The sequence below is a fragment of the Paenibacillus sp. HJGM_3 genome (genome assembly GCF_045062745.1).
Taxonomy (GTDB): Bacteria; Bacillota; Bacilli; order Paenibacillales; family NBRC-103111; genus Paenibacillus_AA.
Genome location: NZ_JBJGED010000055.1, coordinates 1 through 16,937, shown reverse-complemented (window position 1 = coordinate 16,937; position 16,937 = coordinate 1). Strand labels below are relative to the sequence as shown.

The window sequence follows — 16,937 nt, the reverse complement described above, 5'->3', positions numbered from 1 at the left end:
TTCTTAGAACGGAAGGCTAGATCACGATATAGTCCGATGCTTCAGGAATGGCGGTAGATCGCCGACTTGAGCCGGTACTCCTTCGGAGTCGTGCCGTACTGCCTCTTGAACAGCCGGTAAAAATAGCTTTCGTTGCCGAAGCCCACCTTCTCCATGATCTCCGCCACCGTTAGATCCTGGTGCTCCAGATAGACCTTGGCCTGGGACAATCGGGTCTGGTTAATGCAGTCCACCACCGTCATGCCCTCCTGCTCCTTGAACACCTGTCCCAGATAAACATGGCTCATCCGGAGCATGTCGGCGATCTTCTGTACGTTCAGGTCGGGGTCGGAATAGTGCTTCCCCACGATCTCCTTGATCGTATCGGCAATCAGCCGCGATTTCTCGTCGCGACCGCTTTGACGCTTATCGAACACTTCACGGATCGCATCCATCAGCACCTCCTGGATTTCCTCCAGGGTCTCCTTCTCCAGAATGCGCTGGTTGATATCCTGCAAATTGACGGAAACCGGATTGAGCTTATTATGATTCATTTCACTTACGGTATTGTTAAGCGTGACCACCATATGCAGCAGAGCCGAAAACATATTCTCAAAGCGGAACGTACGGACAAGCTCCATCCATCGCTGTACGCCGTCTTCAATGCTCTCCCTGTCCCCGCTTTTTAATCCCTCTATCAGTTGGCGTTCCAGCGCCTGTGGAATGTGAAACTGCTCGCATTCTTCGTTATGTTTCACCTTATCGGGGTCGATCATCGCCTGCTTGCCCAAGATCATCCGGTAATTGGAATTCCGGAGCGCCTGCGAATAATGAGTGGTAATTTCCCGGTATCCGCCAAAAATGCGGCTCAGCGTAACGGAGAAAGTAAGTTGGTAGTAATGGCGTACCGTCTCCTGCGCCTCCCGGAACGCCTCATGCAGACCGCCAAGCTCCAGCCCGTCGCCGCGGCTGCTGATCACAAAAGCGAGATGATCGCTCCTCATATCCACGGCTTCGCAGGAATAGCGGCGACGCAGCAGCTCCTGCCCGATATTGGAAATCGCAAAATATAGCAGCGACAACGCTGTGTCGGCCGTCCGACTGGATAGCTCGCGCAGGTTATCGATCCGCACCACGGCCACAACCAGGCTTCCCTGCGGCCAAATATCGATGCCGTACTGCTCTCGGCTTTGCCCGAATTCCTGATCGGATACGCTTGCGCTTGTCGTAATCAGGCTCCGCAGGCGATACACCTTGGCGATGTTAATTTGGGCCGTCTGGTCCTTCTCCAGCTCCTTCAGCTTGTCTGTCATCTCCGAATAGCTGGACGCAATAACGGACAGCTCGTCCTGGGGCTGGTTCGTTTCCTGGGCTCCACTCTGCCTGACCAACGTAAGCAGATGGCCCACAGGCCGGTAGAGCCGGATGGAGAAGTAGACTGAGATTAGGATCGTCATCAGCACAACCGAGAACGTGACCGCAGCAGCCGTCCATTTCAACTGCCGGACGTTGTTCATCATGAGATCGTAATCCTGAAGGCTGATGATCTGCCAGTCGTTCATGCCCCGGGTCAAATACGTCACTCTGTATTTTTCCCCCTGATGACTGTAGGTGAAATTATCCAGCATTTTGCCCGAGGAGGTAATCCGCTGAAGCAGCGAATTCTTGATATCCAGCTGCTCGGGGAGCATGCGGTCATTCGATATAAGCACTTTACCGGCGCTGTCGGTTACGAAGATCACATCGTTCTCCCGCTCCGCCAGAGCATTAAGCGTTTCCACATTGTCCAGCATCCAGGTCGGCTTAATATTGAGCACGAGGAAATTCCCGTTCACCGAATTAACGGAGGGGCCATCGTACACGAAGAAGGAAAAGACATCGAAGCCCTCGCCCTTGCCATCCAGCTCCATGGGAATCAGCTGCAGCTTAGGAACCGTCGTATGCGACTTCACATAACGGCTCAAGGCGTCATAGATCTGATTATTTTCGAGATTATGATTCAGGGAAGAGAAATAACGGCCCTGCTTGCTGTTATAGAAAACAATCGAATGGAGATAGGGGGAGGTGGCCACTAGTCGGTTCAACTTTTCCAGCTTCAGAATGCTCTGCTGGAATTCGCCGCCGGATTTGAGTGCGATCATATCTTCATCATTGAAGATGGACACGGCCAGATCCTTGACGATGCCGTTCATGTTCTCAATGTTATAATTGATCTGAGTCAGCAGCTTGCGGTCCGCGTCATTTTGCATGCTGGCCACCTTGCTTTGGGCATTCAAATAGAGGATGACCGAGGTCATCACCAGGATCACGACGACCGGAATGAAGCCCAGCAAAATCCGCTGCAGATATTTCCGCGACCGAAGCCCTTGAAGAACATTCATGCCTAACCTCTCCCGAAAGCGAACTTGTGCCCATACTATATATTGTCCCGTTCCCCTTGTCAATCCGGACAAGCTTCTCAGGCTGCATCAGTTCACTTGATGGTGATAGTAAGCTTTCAGGATACGATAAAATACCTTCATCCTTTTCGGCACCGAAAATACTTTTCCTCTAAAATAGGAGAACGCTGAACGGCTTCCACGCTTCGTGTTGCACTCCATGCAAGCCGCCAGTAGGTTTTGGGGCAGATCCGAGCCGCCTTTGCTGGCGGGGATGATATGATCGACTGTCGTTCCGGGACGTCCGCACCACAAACATGTGTAATGATCCCGCTTCAGTGCAGCTTTTCGATAGTCACGAAATAAAAATGGGTTGTATAGTAATTGGATGGTCTGCTCGTCTATCCATATGGCACGGGCCCTATTCACTTCCCTCCAAGCTCGGTCAAGCACACATGGGGTGAGTTTTTGGCCATCCACATTGAGAACATTGATCATCGTCCATCGCCTCTCGAATGGGGTAGTATCAAGGATTGTAACTCATTATTAAACGAATCCTGTGCCTAGGATTCCTTTGATGGGATGCAACTACTCTTCTTCTTGCAGGTCGATCCTGAGAAAAAAGCAAAAATCCACCACCTATTGCGGTAGTGGATTTACATGGTGGTGCGCGGGACTGAACCCCCTGCCGGGGTTCGCCTCCCCAAGTTCGCCACACATGCAAAAACCCGGCCTCGTGCGGCCGGGTTTTTCATGGTGGAGGCGAGGGGAGTTGAACCCCTGTCCGAAGATAACGCCACACCGACTTCTACGGGTGTAGTCACGGTATTGATGTCACCCGAGCGTCGTCCCGTAACCGACTACGCGTTGGGTCAGCCTGATTATCTTCTTCCGTCGACCCCAGGCGGAGACCGAGCGGCGTATCCCACTAAAGTTGAGCCCCTATCCTAGCACATGGGCGATGCGAGGTAGAAGCCGCGTCACAGGTTATTAAGCTGCGAGAGCGAGTTTTGGTTGTTGGTTGCCATTTAATTGGCTTTAGCGTTTTAGAGTGGACGCGTCCCCACTACCCGCAATCGATGCTCGAACTATCCCCGTCGAATCCAAAAACGCCCCCAAGTTAGAAGGTGTTGCCGGAAGTCAGAAAAATGTTCCTTCCCCAGCTTCCACTCTGGGAAAGGAACCCAATCAGATGGAGAAGAAGAAAAAAAGGTTAGCAACAAGGTCTAGATGACTCGTTGCACTTTCAGTATACCACATGAACCAACCCTTATGGGGATGTGGTTTTTGGGAGTCGAGGCCCAAATTGTCAAGCCTGCCAGATGCCACCGAAAGCGCTATTATTTGGCGACCTTCTGCTTCTCGCGAAGAGCGCGCTGAATGTCGCGCTGTGCATCGCGCTTTGCCTCGGTCTCGCGCTTGTCGTACTGCTTCTTGCCTCGGCCGATGCCGATGAGCAGTTTGGCGTAGCCATTGCGCACGTAGATCTTGAGCGGCACGAGCGCGTAGCCCTGCTGCTTGGTCGTCCCGATCAGCTTGCTGATCTGCTCTTTGTGCAGCAACAGCTTGCGCGCTCGCGTAGGATCCGTCGGATTGTGCCGGCCGCCCTGCTCGAACGGGCTGATGTGCATGTTGTGCACGAACGCCTCTCCGTTCCGAATAGTACAGAAGCTGTCCGAGATGTTTGCCTTGCCCATGCGGATGGACTTGATCTCCGTCCCGGTCAGCACCATACCGGCCTCGTACGTATCCTCGATGAAATAGTCATGGGAAGCTTTCTTATTCTGGGCGAGCTGCTTGCCCTCGCTCTTCTTGCCCATGCCAATCACCCCTTCAACAAACGTTCCAAACGGTCAGGAGTTAATTGTATCAACTCCATGCGGAGAAAGCAATGGAGCCGGGTGAGTATAGTTATTTTTTCCGCTTGCTCGCCTTGCGTGCGAAGCTGCGCATCGCCTTGCCGGCGTCGCCGCCGCCGGACCCGCCGGCCGCAGCGCCCGCACCGCCGCGCGAGCCGCCCTTGCGGCGCTTGCCCGGCCCGCCGCCGTTGGCGCTGCCGGCGCTCGCGCCGGAGCGGCTGCGTGGGCCGCGGTCCGGCCACACGACGGCGGGGCCGCGCTCGCCGGCGTCGCCGACCGGCGGCAGGCCGATGCCGGCGGCTGTGCCGCCGTCGCCGGCCGGCCCGCGGCGCTCGCGCTCGCGCTTGCCCGGGCGCGCGCTAGCGCCGCCGCGTCGCCCGCCTGCAGCGGCACCGCCGCCTGCGCCTGCGGCCTCGCGCCGCTCACCGCCGCGGCCGCTCGCCGCCGGCTCGCCGGAGCGGCCCCCGCGCTTGCCGCGCTGGCCGCGCCCGCCTGCGCCTTCGTCGCGGCGCCCACCACCGCTGCGGCGGCCGCCAGCGCCTCCGGCGCCGAAGAACTTCTGGCGCGGCTTCATGTCCACCATCTCGAAATCGATGGTGTGCTCGTCCATATTGACGCGCGCCACGCGCACCTTCACTTCGTCGCCGATGCGATAGATCTTGGACGTGCGCTCGCCGACGAGCGCATGCTGCATCTCATGATGATGATAGTAATCATCATGCAGGTCGCTGAGCCGGATCAACCCCTCGACGGTGTTGTCCAGCTCGATGAACATGCCGAAGCTCGTCACGCTGCTGATGATGCCCTCGAATTCCTCGCCGACCTTGTCGAGCATGAATTCGGCCTTCTTCAGCGCATCCGTGTCCCGCTCGGCGTCGACGGCGAGCCGCTCGCGGTCGGACGACTGGAGCGCATAGTCCGGCATCCGGCTCGACAAGTACTCGTACCGCTGATCGCTCAGCGAGCCTCCGTTCTCGAGCACCTCGCGGATGACGCGATGGATGATCAGGTCCGGATAGCGCCGGATCGGCGACGTGAAGTGCGAGTAGAACTCCGCGGCCAGGCCGAAGTGGCCCAGGCTGTTCGGATCGTACTTCGCCTGCTTCATCGAGCGCAGCATGACGGTCGCGATGACGGTCTGTTCCTTAGTGCCCTTAATCTCCTCCAAGAGCGACTGCAGCGCCCTCGGATGCACCGTATTGCCTTTGCCGCCCCGCACCTTGTACCCGAAGTTCGTGATGAACTCCATGAAGTGCATGAGCTTCTCGCTGTCCGGGTCCTCGTGAATCCGGTACAGGAACGGCACCTTCAGCCAGTGGAAGTGCTCCGCCACGGTCTCGTTCGCCACGAGCATGAATTCCTCGATGATCATCTCCGCGATAGACCGCTCGCGCTTGATGATGTCGATCGGCTTGCCGTTCTCGTCGACGATGACCTTCGACTCCTGGAAGTCGAAGTCGATCGCCCCCCGCTTGATCCGCCGCCCGCGCAGCTTCATCGCGAGCTCCTCCATCAGTTGGAACGTATCGACCAGCCCGGAGTAGCGCTCCATAAGCTCGGGCTCCTGATCGACGAGGATTTTGCGCACGTTGGTGTACGTCATCCGTTCCTTCGTCTTGATCACGCTGGTGAAAATATCGTGCCGCACCACATTCGCCTGCGCATCGAGCTCCATCTCGCAAGACATGGTCAGCCGGTCGACCTGCGGGTTCAAGCTACAGATGCCGTTCGACAGCCGATGCGGCAGCATCGGGATGACGCGGTCGACGAGATACACGCTGCACCCGCGGTTGTAGGCTTCTTTGTCCAGCTCCGAGTTCTCGCGCACATAATAGCTGACGTCGGCGATGTGGACGCCCAGCAAGTAGTTGCCGTTCGGCAGCCGCTCCACGTTCACGGCGTCGTCGAGGTCCTTGGCGTCTTCCCCGTCGATCGTTACGATCGTCTTGCCGCGCAGATCGCGGCGTCCGGCCAGCTCCTCCTCCCGGATCGTATCCGGGGCGGCTTCGGCTTCGGCCATCACGGCGTCGGAGAACGCTTCGGGCAGCTGGTATTTGCGGATAATGGACAGGATGTCGACACCCGGGTCGTCTTTATGCCCGAGAATCTCCACGACCTTACCTTCGGCCGCCGCCCGGCCTGTCGGATACGTCACGATGTCGACGACGACCTTCTGCCCATCGACGGCCCCTTCGAACGCATGCGAGGGCACGAAGATGTCCTTCACGATCCGCTTGTCGTCCGGAATGACGAACGCATACGTCTCGAAGCTCTGCAGCGTCCCAACGATCCGCGTATTCGCGCGGGTGACGACGCGGGCCACTTCCCCTTCCAGCCGGCCGCCGGCCGCGCTCTTGGACGTGAGCCGCACGAGGATGATATCCCCGTTCATCGCCCCGTTCATATCGTTAGCATGTATGTACACATCCGGATGCCCGGGCTCCTCCGGCAGCAGGAAGCCGAAGCCCTTGGCATGCGCCTGCAGCTTGCCCCGCAGCAGATTCATCCGCTCCGGCACGCCATAGCGTTCGGTCCGCGTGCGAATGATCGCCCCTTCGTGCTCCAACTGATTCAGCAGCTTCAGAAACGCTTTATAATCATCGGCGTCTTCCACCTCGAAATGGTGGGCGAGCTCCTGATACGTCATCGGCTTATACGCTTGCTCTCTTACGAATTCCAATAATTGCTCGGCTGTAATCATATGATCCCCTTCCCCAACTTGCAGTCCTTACCCTAGTATTAACCGATAATGGGCCAAACATAACAAAAAACAGCAGAGGAAAGCCTCTGCTGCGCGTCAGCATAAGTCACGATCAAGGTTATACAATGTACGCTACCACGAGCGACAAAATAAAGAACGATACGGCAAATCCAATCGTCATGCGCTGCAGGAACAAGTCGAGCCCGCGAGCCTTCGTCTTCCCGAACAAATGCTCCGCGCCCCCGGAGATCGCTCCGGACAACCCTGCGCTCTTCCCTTTTTGCAGCAAAACAACGGCAATCAGCCCGATCGAAGCGATAATGAGCAAGATCTTGAACAAAATAAGCACGAACAACCATCCTCCTAAAACTCAAACGATCACGTACGTTGTGGTACAGCAAAACTCATTATACCATACCCCACCGCGCAATACAACCAAGCCTAGAGTCAGCTGCACCTAAGCGCATCCAGAATCGGCTAGTCGATGCGAAATCGTTCCACCGACGGCTGACCCGGTCCGCCATATCCCGGTCTGGAGCCGCCTGCCCGGCGCGACCGCCCTCGACGCCCCCGCCTGCCCAGGAAGTGCCCGATCGCCGACCGCGCGCACAGCAGCGCCACGATGGAGAACGCGAGCCCCCACGCCGCCGCCGGAACGCCCGTTGCCGCCTGGAGCCCTGTAGCATCGCCCGCCTGAGCCGGATTGTTCAGCGCCATGACCGTCAGCCCGATCGGCCCCACCACGGATTCCTCCAACGACACGAAAGCGACCAGTAAGTAGTAGCCCTTCTGAAGCCACCGAATCGGCAAAAGCATCATGACCGCATTCACGACCATAAAGCCGGCGATCCAGGCCATGCCGAAGCTGTTGCGGACGAAGAGCAGGAGACAGATCGCGGCGATGATGGAGCAGACGAGCAGGCCTTGCCCGAGCCGCCCCCGGCTGTAGGTGTAGAACAGGTAGACGGAGAACAGCGACGCGGTTACATAGCCGGCTAGTGACACCGGTACGACCCTCCAACCCGCCGTAATAAGGGAATAGGTCACCCCGCTGTGATTGGCGAATAGCGAGATACTCTGCACACGTCCCGAGACGAGCAGGGTCGCCAGGGCGTGCCCGAATTCATGGACCATCGTATCGAGGTTGCGAAAAAAAGAAGAGAACGGGATCCAATGATTCAGAATGGCGGACCCGATCAGGAGCACTATCGTCACCAGCCAACGGTTCATTGTTATCCCCTCCTCTCCAATTCCCCACAAAGCGCACGCGAATCATCCAAGCTGAATCGTATGCTGCTTTGCGGAGACTCTAGATTTTCAGGTACAAGCTTACAGGTTCTTCAGGTTGTAGAAAGCTTTCTTGCCGCCATATTGCGCCGTGCTGGACAGTTCGTCCTCGATGCGGAGCAATTGGTTGTACTTCGCCACGCGGTCCGTCCGGGACGGTGCGCCGGTCTTGATCTGCCCTGCGTTCGTAGCGACGGCGATGTCGGCAATCGTGCTGTCTTCGCTCTCGCCGGAACGGTGGGAGATGACGGCCGTGTAGCCTGCACGCTTCGCCATTTCGATGGCGTCGAACGTCTCGGTCAGCGTACCGATTTGGTTCACCTTCACGAGGATCGAATTGCCGATGCCTTGGGCGATCCCTTGGCTCAGGCGCTCGGTGTTCGTCACGAACAGGTCGTCGCCTACGAGCTGGACTTTGCCGCCCAGCTTCTCGGTCAGCAGCTTCCAGCCTTCCCAGTCGTCCTCGGCGCAGCCGTCTTCGATGCTGATGATCGGGTACTTGTTCACCCAGTCGGTCAGGAAGTCTACGAACTCCGCGGAAGTGAGGGACTTGCCTTCGCCTTCCAGGTGGTACTTGCCGTCCTTGAAGAACTCGGTGGAAGCTACGTCCATGCCGAGGAACACGTCTACGCCCGGCTTGTAGCCTGCGCGCTCGATGGCGGCGATGATCGTCGTGATCGCTTCTTCGTTGGAGCTCAGGTTCGGAGCGAAGCCGCCTTCGTCGCCTACGGCGGTGTTCAGGCCTTTTTCCTTCAATACGGACTTCAGGTTATGGAAGATCTCTGCACCGATGCGGAGCGCTTCTGCGAAGTTAGCTGCTCCTACGGGCAAGACCATGAATTCTTGAACGTCTACGTTGTTGTCGGCATGCGCGCCGCCGTTGATGATGTTCATCATCGGCACCGGCAATTGCTTCGCGTTGAAGCCGCCGAGGTAAGTATAGAGCGGAAGGTCCAGAGCGTCAGCCGCTGCACGAGCTACGGCGATCGATACGGCCAGGATCGCGTTCGCGCCCAGCTTGGCTTTGTTCGGCGTGCCGTCAAGCTGAATCATTTTGTTGTCGATGCCGACTTGATCCAGCGCGTCCAGGCCGATCACTTCAGGAGCGATGATCTCGTTTACGTTTTGAACGGCTTTCAGAACGCCTTTGCCCAAGTAGCGGCTCTTGTCGCCATCGCGAAGCTCTACGGCTTCGTAAGCGCCTGTGGACGCACCGGACGGAACGATCGCCCGGCCCTTGCCGCCGGACTCCAGGAATACTTCCACTTCAACGGTCGGATTCCCGCGGGAGTCCAGTACTTCGCGTGCGTAAACGTCAGAAATGATAGTCATGATTCGTGTAACACTCCTTCAATATATAATGGGGCGAACTCACGTTAAGAACCGGTAGAGCGTGTAGGAGCAGGTAAAGCCAGTCCGATTACTCTATGATCGAAGCTCCCGTCATCTCGGCCGGCTGCGCCACTCCGAGCAGCTTCAGCATCGTCGGCGCGATATCGGCCAGGATGCCGCCTTCTCTTAGTGTAACAGAAGTGGACGTCACAATGAAAGGAACCGGGTTCGTCGTATGCGCGGTGAACGGCCGCTCGTTGTCGTCGACGACCAGATCGGCGTTGCCGTGGTCCGCCGTGATCAGCGCCACGCCGCCTTGGGCGAGCACCGCTTCGACCACTTGGCCCAGGCAGGTATCCGTCGCTTCGACCGCTTTGATCGTCGGCTCCAGCATCCCGGAGTGACCGACCATGTCGGGGTTCGCAAAGTTCAGGATGATGACGTCTTGATTGCCCTCCTCGATTTCCTTCACCGCCGCTGCAGCTACCTCGTAGGCGCTCATCTCCGGCTTCAGGTCGTACGTCGCGACCTTCGGCGAAGGGATCAGGATACGCTTCTCGCCCGGCAGCTCGACGTCACGACCGCCGCTGAAGAAGAACGTCACGTGCGGGTACTTCTCCGTCTCGGCGATGCGCAGCTGCTTCAGCCCGTTCTGGACGAGCACTTCGCCCAGGGTGTTGTCGAGGTTCTTCGGTTTATACGCGACGAAGCCGCCGACGGTTTCGCTGAACAAGGTGAGGCAGACGAAGTACAGCCCTTGCGGGTACTTGTCCCCCCGGTCGAAGCCTCGGAAGTCTTCGTTGGTGAACACCTGGGACAGCTGGATCGCCCGGTCGGGACGGAAGTTGAAGAACACGACTGCGTCCCCGGACTCTACTAGGCCGACCGGCTGGCCATCCGCACCAATGATGACGGTCGGCATGACGAACTCGTCGAACACCGACTTCTCGTACGATTCCTGCACCGCGCGGATCGGATCGCTGTATTGCGGACCGTCTCCGTACACCATCGCGCGGTACGACTTCTCGGTCCGCTCCCAACGCTTGTCGCGATCCATCGCGTAGTAACGGCCTTGCACCGTCGCGATCCGGCCTACGCCGATCGCCTCGATGTGCTTCTGGACACGCTGGATGTACCCGATCGCGCTGTCCGGCGCCACGTCGCGGCCGTCGAGGAAGGCATGGACGAACACTTCCGTGAGTCCATGGGCCTTGGCCAGGTCGAGCAGCGCAAGCAGGTGGTCGATGTGGCTGTGTACGCCGCCGTCGGACAGCAGGCCGTACAGGTGCAGCTTTTTGCCGTTCTTCTTGGCATACTCGACCGCGCCGACGAGCGTCTCGTTGTCGAAGAAATCGCGGTCGCGGATCGACTTGGTGATCCGGGTCAAGTCTTGGTACACGATCCGGCCGGCGCCGATGTTCAGATGGCCGACCTCGGAGTTGCCCATCTGGCCCTCCGGCAGGCCGACCGCCTCTCCGCTAGCCGTCAGCGTCGTGTGAGGGTAAGTCGCCATGTAACGGTCGTAGTTCGGCTTGTTCGCCTGCGCCACGGCGTTGCCGTGCGTCTCGCCGCGAAGGCCGAAGCCGTCCAGGATGATAAGCGCTACCGGCTTCGGTCTGTTGCTGTTGCCCGTCCCGGCCATCCTAGCGCGCCCCCTCGACGAGCTGGATGTACGACGCCGGCTCGAGGCTTGCGCCGCCCACCAATGCGCCGTCGATATCCGACTGCGCCATGAACTCGCGCACGTTGTTCGGCTTCACACTGCCGCCGTACTGGATACGTACGGCCGCGGCCGCCGCTGCGCCGTGCTGCGCGGCAATGCGCTCGCGGATGTAGCCGATCACTTCGTTCGCGTCATCCGCGGTCGAAGTCTTGCCCGTCCCGATCGCCCAGATGGGCTCGTACGCGACTACGACCTGCGCGGCTTGCTCCGCGGTCAGTCCTTGCAGCGCCGCTTCCGTCTGCACGCGGCACACATCCTTCGTCTTGCCCGCCTCGCGTTCCTCGAGGCTCTCGCCGACGCAGACGATCGGCGTCAGGCCGTGCTTGAACGCGGCCAGCACTTTGCGGTTCACGGTCTCGTCCGTGTCCGCGAAGTACGCCCGGCGCTCCGAGTGGCCGATGATGACGTAGTCGACGCCGAGGTCCTTCAGCATGACACCGCTGATCTCGCCCGTGAACGCGCCGTTGTCTTCCCAGTGCATGTTTTGAGCGCCCACTTTCAGCGTAGTGCCCTTTACTGCTTCCACCAGTGCCGGCAGCGTGATATACGGCGCGCAGATGACGCTCTCGACGCCGTCGACTTCCGCCGCACCTTTGGCTGCTTCTACGAAAGCGAGCGCCTCGGATACGGTTTTGAACATTTTCCAGTTGCCTGCGATAATCGGCTTTCTCATGGGAATGGGGTCCCCTTTCCTACGGGATGTCGGTTGTTATTTATCGTTCAGGGCGACTACGCCCGGTAATGCCTTGCCTTCCATAAACTCGAGCGAAGCGCCGCCGCCGGTGGAGATGTGGTCCATCTTGTCGGCCAGGTGGAACTTCTCTACCGCTGCCGCGGAATCGCCGCCGCCGATGACCGTGTAGCCGGAAGTCTTGGCGCAAGCTTCCGCCATCGCCTTCGTGCCGTTCATATACGGCTCGAGCTCGAATACGCCGAGCGGTCCGTTCCAAACGATCAGCTTGGAGTTCGCGATGATGTCGGAGTAAATCTCGCGGGTTTTCGGCCCGATGTCGAAGCCTTCCCAATCCGCCGGAATCTCGTTGATCGGCACGATGCGGGTATTCGCCTTGTTGCTGAAGTCGTCCCCGATCACGATGTCGACCGGAATGAGGAAGTTCACGCCCTTCTCCTTCGCCTTGCGCAGGAAGTCGAGCGCCAGGTCCAGCTTCTCGTTGTCGACGAGCGACTTGCCGATCTCGTAGCCTTGGGCCTTCAAGAACGTGTAGGAGAGGCCTCCGCCGATGAGGATGTTGTCCGCGATGTTCAGCAGGTTCTCGATGACGCCGATCTTGTCCTTGACCTTGGAGCCGCCTACGATGGCAGTGAACGGACGGTCCGGGTTGCGCAGCGCCTTGCCGAGGACGTCCAGCTCCTTCTCCATCAAAAGACCGGATACAGCCGGCAGCTTGTGCGCGATGCCTTCGGTCGAAGCGTGCGCCCGGTGCGCCGCACCGAATGCGTCATTGACGTAGATGTCCGCGAGTGCCGCGAACGCTGCCGCCAACTCCGGATCGTTCTTCTCTTCGCCTGCGTAGAAGCGGACGTTCTCGAGCAGCAGCACGTCCCCGTTGCCCAGCTGATTCACTTGCGCTTGCACCGCGTCGCCGATCGCTTCCTTGGCGCTTACGACCGGCTTGCCGAGCAGCTCGGACAACCGCGCCGCTACCGGCGTGAGGCGGAGTTCCTCGACGACTTGTCCCTTCGGACGGCCCAAGTGGCTCGCGAGGATCACTTTCGCCCCTTTTTCCACCAAATATTGAATCGTAGGCAGCGTTTCCCGGATCCGAGTATCGTCGGTAATCGCGCCATTCTCGAGCGGCACGTTGAAGTCCACGCGCACGAACACTTTCTTGCCGTCTACGTCTATGTCACGGACACTTTTCTTGTTCATGGAGACCCTCCTATTGTGTATGGGTTGTGCTAGCCTGACACGGGAAAGAGGAGAATCCCTTCTCCTCTTATTCCTCGCTATGGGTTGGAGCTTACAGCCCTTTGCTGGCGATGAATGCAGCCAAATCTACTACGCGGTTGGAGTAGCCCCACTCGTTGTCGTACCAGGAGACGACCTTCACCATGTTGTCGCCTACGACCATCGTGGACAGGGCGTCGATCGTCGAGGAAGCCGGGTCGCCGTTGAAATCGCTCGAGACGAGCGGCTCTTCGGTGTAGTTCAGGATGCCCTTCAGCGCGCCGTTCGAAGCTTCACGCAGTGCTGCGTTCACGTCTTCTACCGTTACGTTCACTTTCAGCTCGGCTACCAGGTCGGTTACCGATACGTTTGGCGTAGGTACGCGGAAGGACATGCCGTTCAGTTTGCCTTTGAGCTCCGGCAGTACCAGGGATACCGCTTTGGCTGCGCCGGTCGTGGAAGGAATGATGTTCTCGGCAGCGGCACGGGCGCGGCGAGGGTCTTTGTGCGGCAGGTCGAGTACGCTTTGGTCGTTCGTGTAGGAGTGAACGGTGGTCATCATGCCTTTCACGATGCCGAACTTCTCGTTCAGGACCTTAGCGAATGGCGCCAAGCAGTTCGTCGTACAGGAAGCGTTGGAGATGATCGTGTGAGCGGCTGGATCGTACTTGTCTTCGTTTACGCCCAACACGATTGTGATGTCTTCGTTCGTAGCCGGTGCGGAGATGATGACTTTCTTCGCGCCGCCCTTCAAGTGCAGCTCGGCTTTTTCCTTCGCGGTGAAAATACCTGTGGATTCTACTACGATCTCTACGCCGTATTGGCTCCAAGGCAGGTTGCCCGGGTCGCGCTCTGCGAATACTTTGACGGACTTGCCGTTTACGATCAGGGCGCCTTCGCCTGCTTCTACCGAAGCGTTCAGACGGCCATGCGTCGTGTCGTACTTGAGCAGATGTGCCAACATGTTCACGTCGGTCAAGTCATTGATCGCGACGATTTCTACTTCCGGGTTGTTCAGCGCTGCGCGAAATACGTTGCGGCCGATGCGGCCAAATCCGTTAATCCCTACTTTTACCATGGTTGGTTCCTCCTAATAGGTTCTTTGTGTGGTGCTGCGGTCAAGCATGTATGGTCAAGACGCCGGTTAGGGCATCGAGATAACGGGGTTATAGTTTTAGAATCTCTTGGGCGGCCGCTTCGTCGGTGACGAGTACGTCGTTGTGGCCGAAGCGCATGACGGCGGCGATGGCTTCGCCTTTGCTGCGTCCTCCTGCAACCGCGATGACGACTTCGGTGGTCTGGATGTCTTCCAGCCGCAGCCCGACCGTCGGCATCTTGTGTACGACTCGGCCTTGCCGGTCAAAATAATAACCGAACGCTTCCGCGAGCGCACCCTCCTGCTGCAGGCTGGCGATCGTCTCGGGCGCGACCTTTCGCCGTCTGGCCATCACCATAGCATCTCCGATCCCGTGTACCACGATGCGGGCGCTGCGGATGACGTCGACGAGCTCCTTGATGTTGGCGTCCTGCATGAGCGACACGTAGGCTTCCTCGCCGAGATGGTCCGGGACGTGCAGCAGCCGGTATTGGCCGCCCGTCTTCTTCGCCATCGTGGAGGCGATCGTGTTTGCCTGCAGCTCTACGCTCTCTCCCAGCCCGCCCCGCGCGGGGACGAACAGGCTGCCTTTCAGCGTGGTAGAGCCGGTCAGGAAGCCGGCGATCTCGGCCAGGGTCGAGCCCCCGGTGACGGCGATGACGTCGTCCTTCGTCGCTTGCTTGCGCAGCACGGCGGCTCCCGCTCGGCCCAGCTCCTTCTTCGTGAACACCGACTGGTCCCAGTCGCCCGGGACGACGACGACCTTGTTCAGGCCGAAGCGTTCCTTCAATTGTTCCTCGAGGTCGGAGAGCCCGAACAAGTCCTTGATAAGCGGCTCGAGGTCTTCGAGCAGCTTGCGCCCGCTCTCGGACAGGCTCATGCCGGCCGACTCCGAGTCCAGCAGCCCCTGCTCCCGCAGGAAGTCGACCTCCGCGCGGAGCACCCGCTCCGTCAGGTCGAGGTTCGTCGCCAGCGTGCGGCGGCCGATCGTGCCGGACAGGTGAATGTGGTGCAAGATGGAGTAGCGTTTCTTCAGCACATCGGTCAAGTCCGGCAACAGCTGCTTCTGTATATCGAGGATATGCCTCATGGCAATCGTCACTCCTGCTTCAGACTTGCGTTTTGCATGTGCGGTGTTGCGCGGTATTGGGTTGCTTATTGCGATATGGACGGCGGGTGCTGTATTGTTGAGACGTTAGGTTTGTTGGTCGTTGGCTTTGGGCTTGGGTTTGTCGGGTCATTTGCGCAGGTGCAGCGAGTGCGTCGGCTGGGCATTGAGTCTCGTGGCGACGGCGTTAAAGCTTGGGTTTCACTACATCTTTATATCTACCCATCTTTGCCGCCTTGCTAACCTTTTATTGCCGATTAGCTGAACTTTCATGCCGATTCGCAAACCCTTAACGCGACTAATCTTTATCTTTTAACGGCGATAACTTAATCTTAGATTCGATAATCTAGCCGCATTGTTTGCGAAATAGCTAGCTATTATTGCGAACTAGTTAGTTCTGTTGCCGTCCGCCGACTAACCTAGTTATTGTGACCAACCTACCTTCGTTGTTGGGACCGATTATGTCCCGCAACAACATTTTGCGTCCCGCTTATGTTTCCATTATAGACCCATGAAAAGGCATTTGCAAGCCCAGAAGTTCCACTTGCTTTTTGGAACGGCATGATCTATAATAATTTTTGCTCCTCAAAAATAGCTAATCCCTTATGCGCTCGTGGTCCAATGGATATGACGTAGGCCTCCGGAGCCTGAGATCGAGGTTCAATTCCTCGCGAGCGCGCCATAACTACTTTGACAACCAATCGCCTCCTTCATCGGTGGCGTTTTTTTGTTTTGCTGCTCGTTTGACCTTTCTTGACCTTTTGACTTTTTTCCGCTATGATGGGTTTAATTCCAATTCACATTGGAGCATACTTGATTCATAAAGGAGGCATGGGCCATGAGTTTCATTCCAATGGTTGTCGAGCAGGATGCACGTGGAGAGCGCGGATACGACATCTACTCCCGTCTGCTGAAGGACCGCATTATATTTCTGGGGACGCCGGTCAACGATACCGTAGCGAACGCGATCATCGCGCAGCTGCTGTTCCTTGCCGCGCAAGATCCGGATAAAGATATTCACTTGTACATCAACAGCCCGGGCGGCTCGATTACCGCGGGTATGGCCATCTTCGATACGATGCAATTCATCAAGCCTGATGTCTCCACCATCTGCGTGGGCATGGCGGCTTCGATGGGCGCATTCCTGCTGGCCGCGGGCGCCAAGGGCAAGCGTCTCGCGCTGCCGAACAGCGAAGTGATGATCCACCAGCCGCTGGGCGGCGCGGAGGGTCAGGCGAGCGATATCGAGATCCGCGCGAAGCGGATCCTCAAGCTGCGCGACAAGCTGAACGGCATCCTGGCCGAGCGTACCGGCCAACCGCTGGAGCGCATCGACAAGGACACCGACCGCGACTACTTCATGACCGCCGACGAAGCGTTGGCCTATGGCTTGATCGACAAAGTCGTCACATCGGTCTAACGAGAAGGAGCTGTTCTCCGATTGAGGAGGACAGCTCCTTTTTTGTTTGGTTGGATGGTGGGCAGGCATCTCCAAAGTAATTTTGTTACTCTACAGCTCCGGATCCCACCTCTCCCCGCTCTCCAAAGTAATTTTGTTACTCTAC

13 protein-coding genes, 1 tRNA gene and 1 other RNA gene are annotated in these 16,937 nt (G+C 58.1%); 2 read left to right on the top strand and 13 right to left on the bottom strand.

All coding sequences use genetic code 11. The annotated features are described in order from the left end of the window. Nucleotides 1-41: 41 nt before the first annotated feature. The 13 genes from ACI5FR_RS33590 to ACI5FR_RS33530 form a co-directional block, all read right to left on the bottom strand. The gene (locus tag ACI5FR_RS33590; RefSeq protein ID WP_405462706.1) at nucleotides 42-2,360 is read right to left on the bottom strand and encodes a helix-turn-helix domain-containing protein; all 2,319 of its coding nucleotides are present in this window, start codon (nucleotides 2,358-2,360) and stop codon (nucleotides 42-44) included. An 87-nt stretch (nucleotides 2,361-2,447) separates the two neighbouring features. Next, a complete protein-coding gene (locus tag ACI5FR_RS33585) occupies nucleotides 2,448-2,855 on the bottom strand; it encodes an HNH endonuclease (RefSeq protein ID WP_405462705.1) in 408 nt (135 codons plus the stop codon). Between the two features lie 256 nt (nucleotides 2,856-3,111). Further along, nucleotides 3,112-3,474, bottom strand: a transfer-messenger RNA (tmRNA) gene (gene ssrA, locus ACI5FR_RS33580). Between the two features lie 223 nt (nucleotides 3,475-3,697). Then, a complete protein-coding gene (gene smpB, locus ACI5FR_RS33575; RefSeq protein ID WP_405462704.1) occupies nucleotides 3,698-4,177 on the bottom strand; it encodes an SsrA-binding protein SmpB in 480 nt (159 codons plus the stop codon). A gap of 91 nt (nucleotides 4,178-4,268) precedes the next feature. Beyond that, nucleotides 4,269-6,917, bottom strand: a complete 2,649-nt coding sequence (gene rnr / locus ACI5FR_RS33570; protein WP_405462702.1) for a ribonuclease R — start codon at nucleotides 6,915-6,917, stop codon at nucleotides 4,269-4,271. 118 nt (nucleotides 6,918-7,035) lie between these two features. After that, a complete protein-coding gene (secG, locus tag ACI5FR_RS33565) occupies nucleotides 7,036-7,266 on the bottom strand; it encodes a preprotein translocase subunit SecG (RefSeq protein WP_405462700.1) in 231 nt (76 codons plus the stop codon). A gap of 128 nt (nucleotides 7,267-7,394) precedes the next feature. Further along, nucleotides 7,395-8,147 (bottom strand): M50 family metallopeptidase, encoded by a 753-nt coding sequence (locus ACI5FR_RS33560; protein ID WP_405462699.1) that lies wholly within the window; start codon nucleotides 8,145-8,147, stop codon nucleotides 7,395-7,397. 99 nt (nucleotides 8,148-8,246) lie between these two features. Continuing rightward, entirely contained in the window at nucleotides 8,247-9,536 is a 1,290-nt protein-coding gene (gene eno / locus ACI5FR_RS33555; RefSeq protein WP_405462697.1) for a phosphopyruvate hydratase, read from the bottom strand. 88 nt (nucleotides 9,537-9,624) lie between these two features. Then, a complete protein-coding gene (gpmI, locus tag ACI5FR_RS33550) occupies nucleotides 9,625-11,178 on the bottom strand; it encodes a 2,3-bisphosphoglycerate-independent phosphoglycerate mutase (RefSeq protein ID WP_405462695.1) in 1,554 nt (517 codons plus the stop codon). A gap of 1 nt (nucleotide 11,179) precedes the next feature. Continuing rightward, entirely contained in the window at nucleotides 11,180-11,932 is a 753-nt protein-coding gene (tpiA, locus tag ACI5FR_RS33545) for a triose-phosphate isomerase (protein WP_405462694.1), read from the bottom strand. A gap of 36 nt (nucleotides 11,933-11,968) precedes the next feature. Next, a complete protein-coding gene (locus ACI5FR_RS33540) occupies nucleotides 11,969-13,150 on the bottom strand; it encodes a phosphoglycerate kinase (protein ID WP_405462693.1) in 1,182 nt (393 codons plus the stop codon). 91 nt (nucleotides 13,151-13,241) lie between these two features. Next, the gene (gap, locus tag ACI5FR_RS33535; protein WP_405462692.1) at nucleotides 13,242-14,246 is read right to left on the bottom strand and encodes a type I glyceraldehyde-3-phosphate dehydrogenase; all 1,005 of its coding nucleotides are present in this window, start codon (nucleotides 14,244-14,246) and stop codon (nucleotides 13,242-13,244) included. An 88-nt stretch (nucleotides 14,247-14,334) separates the two neighbouring features. Then, on the bottom strand, nucleotides 14,335-15,354 hold the full coding sequence (locus ACI5FR_RS33530) for a sugar-binding transcriptional regulator (protein ID WP_405462691.1): 1,020 nt from the start codon (nucleotides 15,352-15,354) through the stop codon (nucleotides 14,335-14,337). 625 nt (nucleotides 15,355-15,979) lie between these two features. On the opposite strand from ACI5FR_RS33530, the gene ACI5FR_RS33525 reads away from it, so the two are divergent. Both ACI5FR_RS33525 and clpP read left to right on the top strand, forming a co-directional pair. Next, nucleotides 15,980-16,054 (top strand) — tRNA-Arg (locus tag ACI5FR_RS33525). Between the two features lie 156 nt (nucleotides 16,055-16,210). Then, nucleotides 16,211-16,792: an ATP-dependent Clp endopeptidase proteolytic subunit ClpP gene (clpP, locus tag ACI5FR_RS33520; RefSeq protein ID WP_405462689.1), complete on the top strand. Its 582-nt coding sequence runs from the start codon at nucleotides 16,211-16,213 to the stop codon at nucleotides 16,790-16,792. Nucleotides 16,793-16,937: the final 145 nt, after the last annotated feature.

What these genes read in the sequence shown, in the direction of transcription:
- ACI5FR_RS33590 (WP_405462706.1), bottom strand. Translation starts at nt 2,360, where the DNA reads ATGAATGTTCTTCAAGGGCTTCGGTCGCGGAAATATCTGCAGCGGATT.
- ACI5FR_RS33585 (WP_405462705.1), bottom strand. Translation starts at nt 2,855, where the DNA reads ATGATCAATGTTCTCAATGTGGATGGCCAAAAACTCACCCCATGTGTG.
- smpB (WP_405462704.1), bottom strand. Translation starts at nt 4,177, where the DNA reads ATGGGCAAGAAGAGCGAGGGCAAGCAGCTCGCCCAGAATAAGAAAGCT.
- rnr (WP_405462702.1), bottom strand. Translation starts at nt 6,917, where the DNA reads ATGATTACAGCCGAGCAATTATTGGAATTCGTAAGAGAGCAAGCGTAT.
- ACI5FR_RS33560 (WP_405462699.1), bottom strand. Translation starts at nt 8,147, where the DNA reads ATGAACCGTTGGCTGGTGACGATAGTGCTCCTGATCGGGTCCGCCATT.
- eno (WP_405462697.1), bottom strand. Translation starts at nt 9,536, where the DNA reads ATGACTATCATTTCTGACGTTTACGCACGCGAAGTACTGGACTCCCGC.
- gpmI (WP_405462695.1), bottom strand. Translation starts at nt 11,178, where the DNA reads ATGGCCGGGACGGGCAACAGCAACAGACCGAAGCCGGTAGCGCTTATC.
- tpiA (WP_405462694.1), bottom strand. Translation starts at nt 11,932, where the DNA reads ATGAGAAAGCCGATTATCGCAGGCAACTGGAAAATGTTCAAAACCGTA.
- ACI5FR_RS33540 (WP_405462693.1), bottom strand. Translation starts at nt 13,150, where the DNA reads ATGAACAAGAAAAGTGTCCGTGACATAGACGTAGACGGCAAGAAAGTG.
- gap (WP_405462692.1), bottom strand. Translation starts at nt 14,246, where the DNA reads ATGGTAAAAGTAGGGATTAACGGATTTGGCCGCATCGGCCGCAACGTA.
- ACI5FR_RS33530 (WP_405462691.1), bottom strand. Translation starts at nt 15,354, where the DNA reads ATGAGGCATATCCTCGATATACAGAAGCAGCTGTTGCCGGACTTGACC.
- clpP (WP_405462689.1), top strand. Translation starts at nt 16,211, where the DNA reads ATGAGTTTCATTCCAATGGTTGTCGAGCAGGATGCACGTGGAGAGCGC.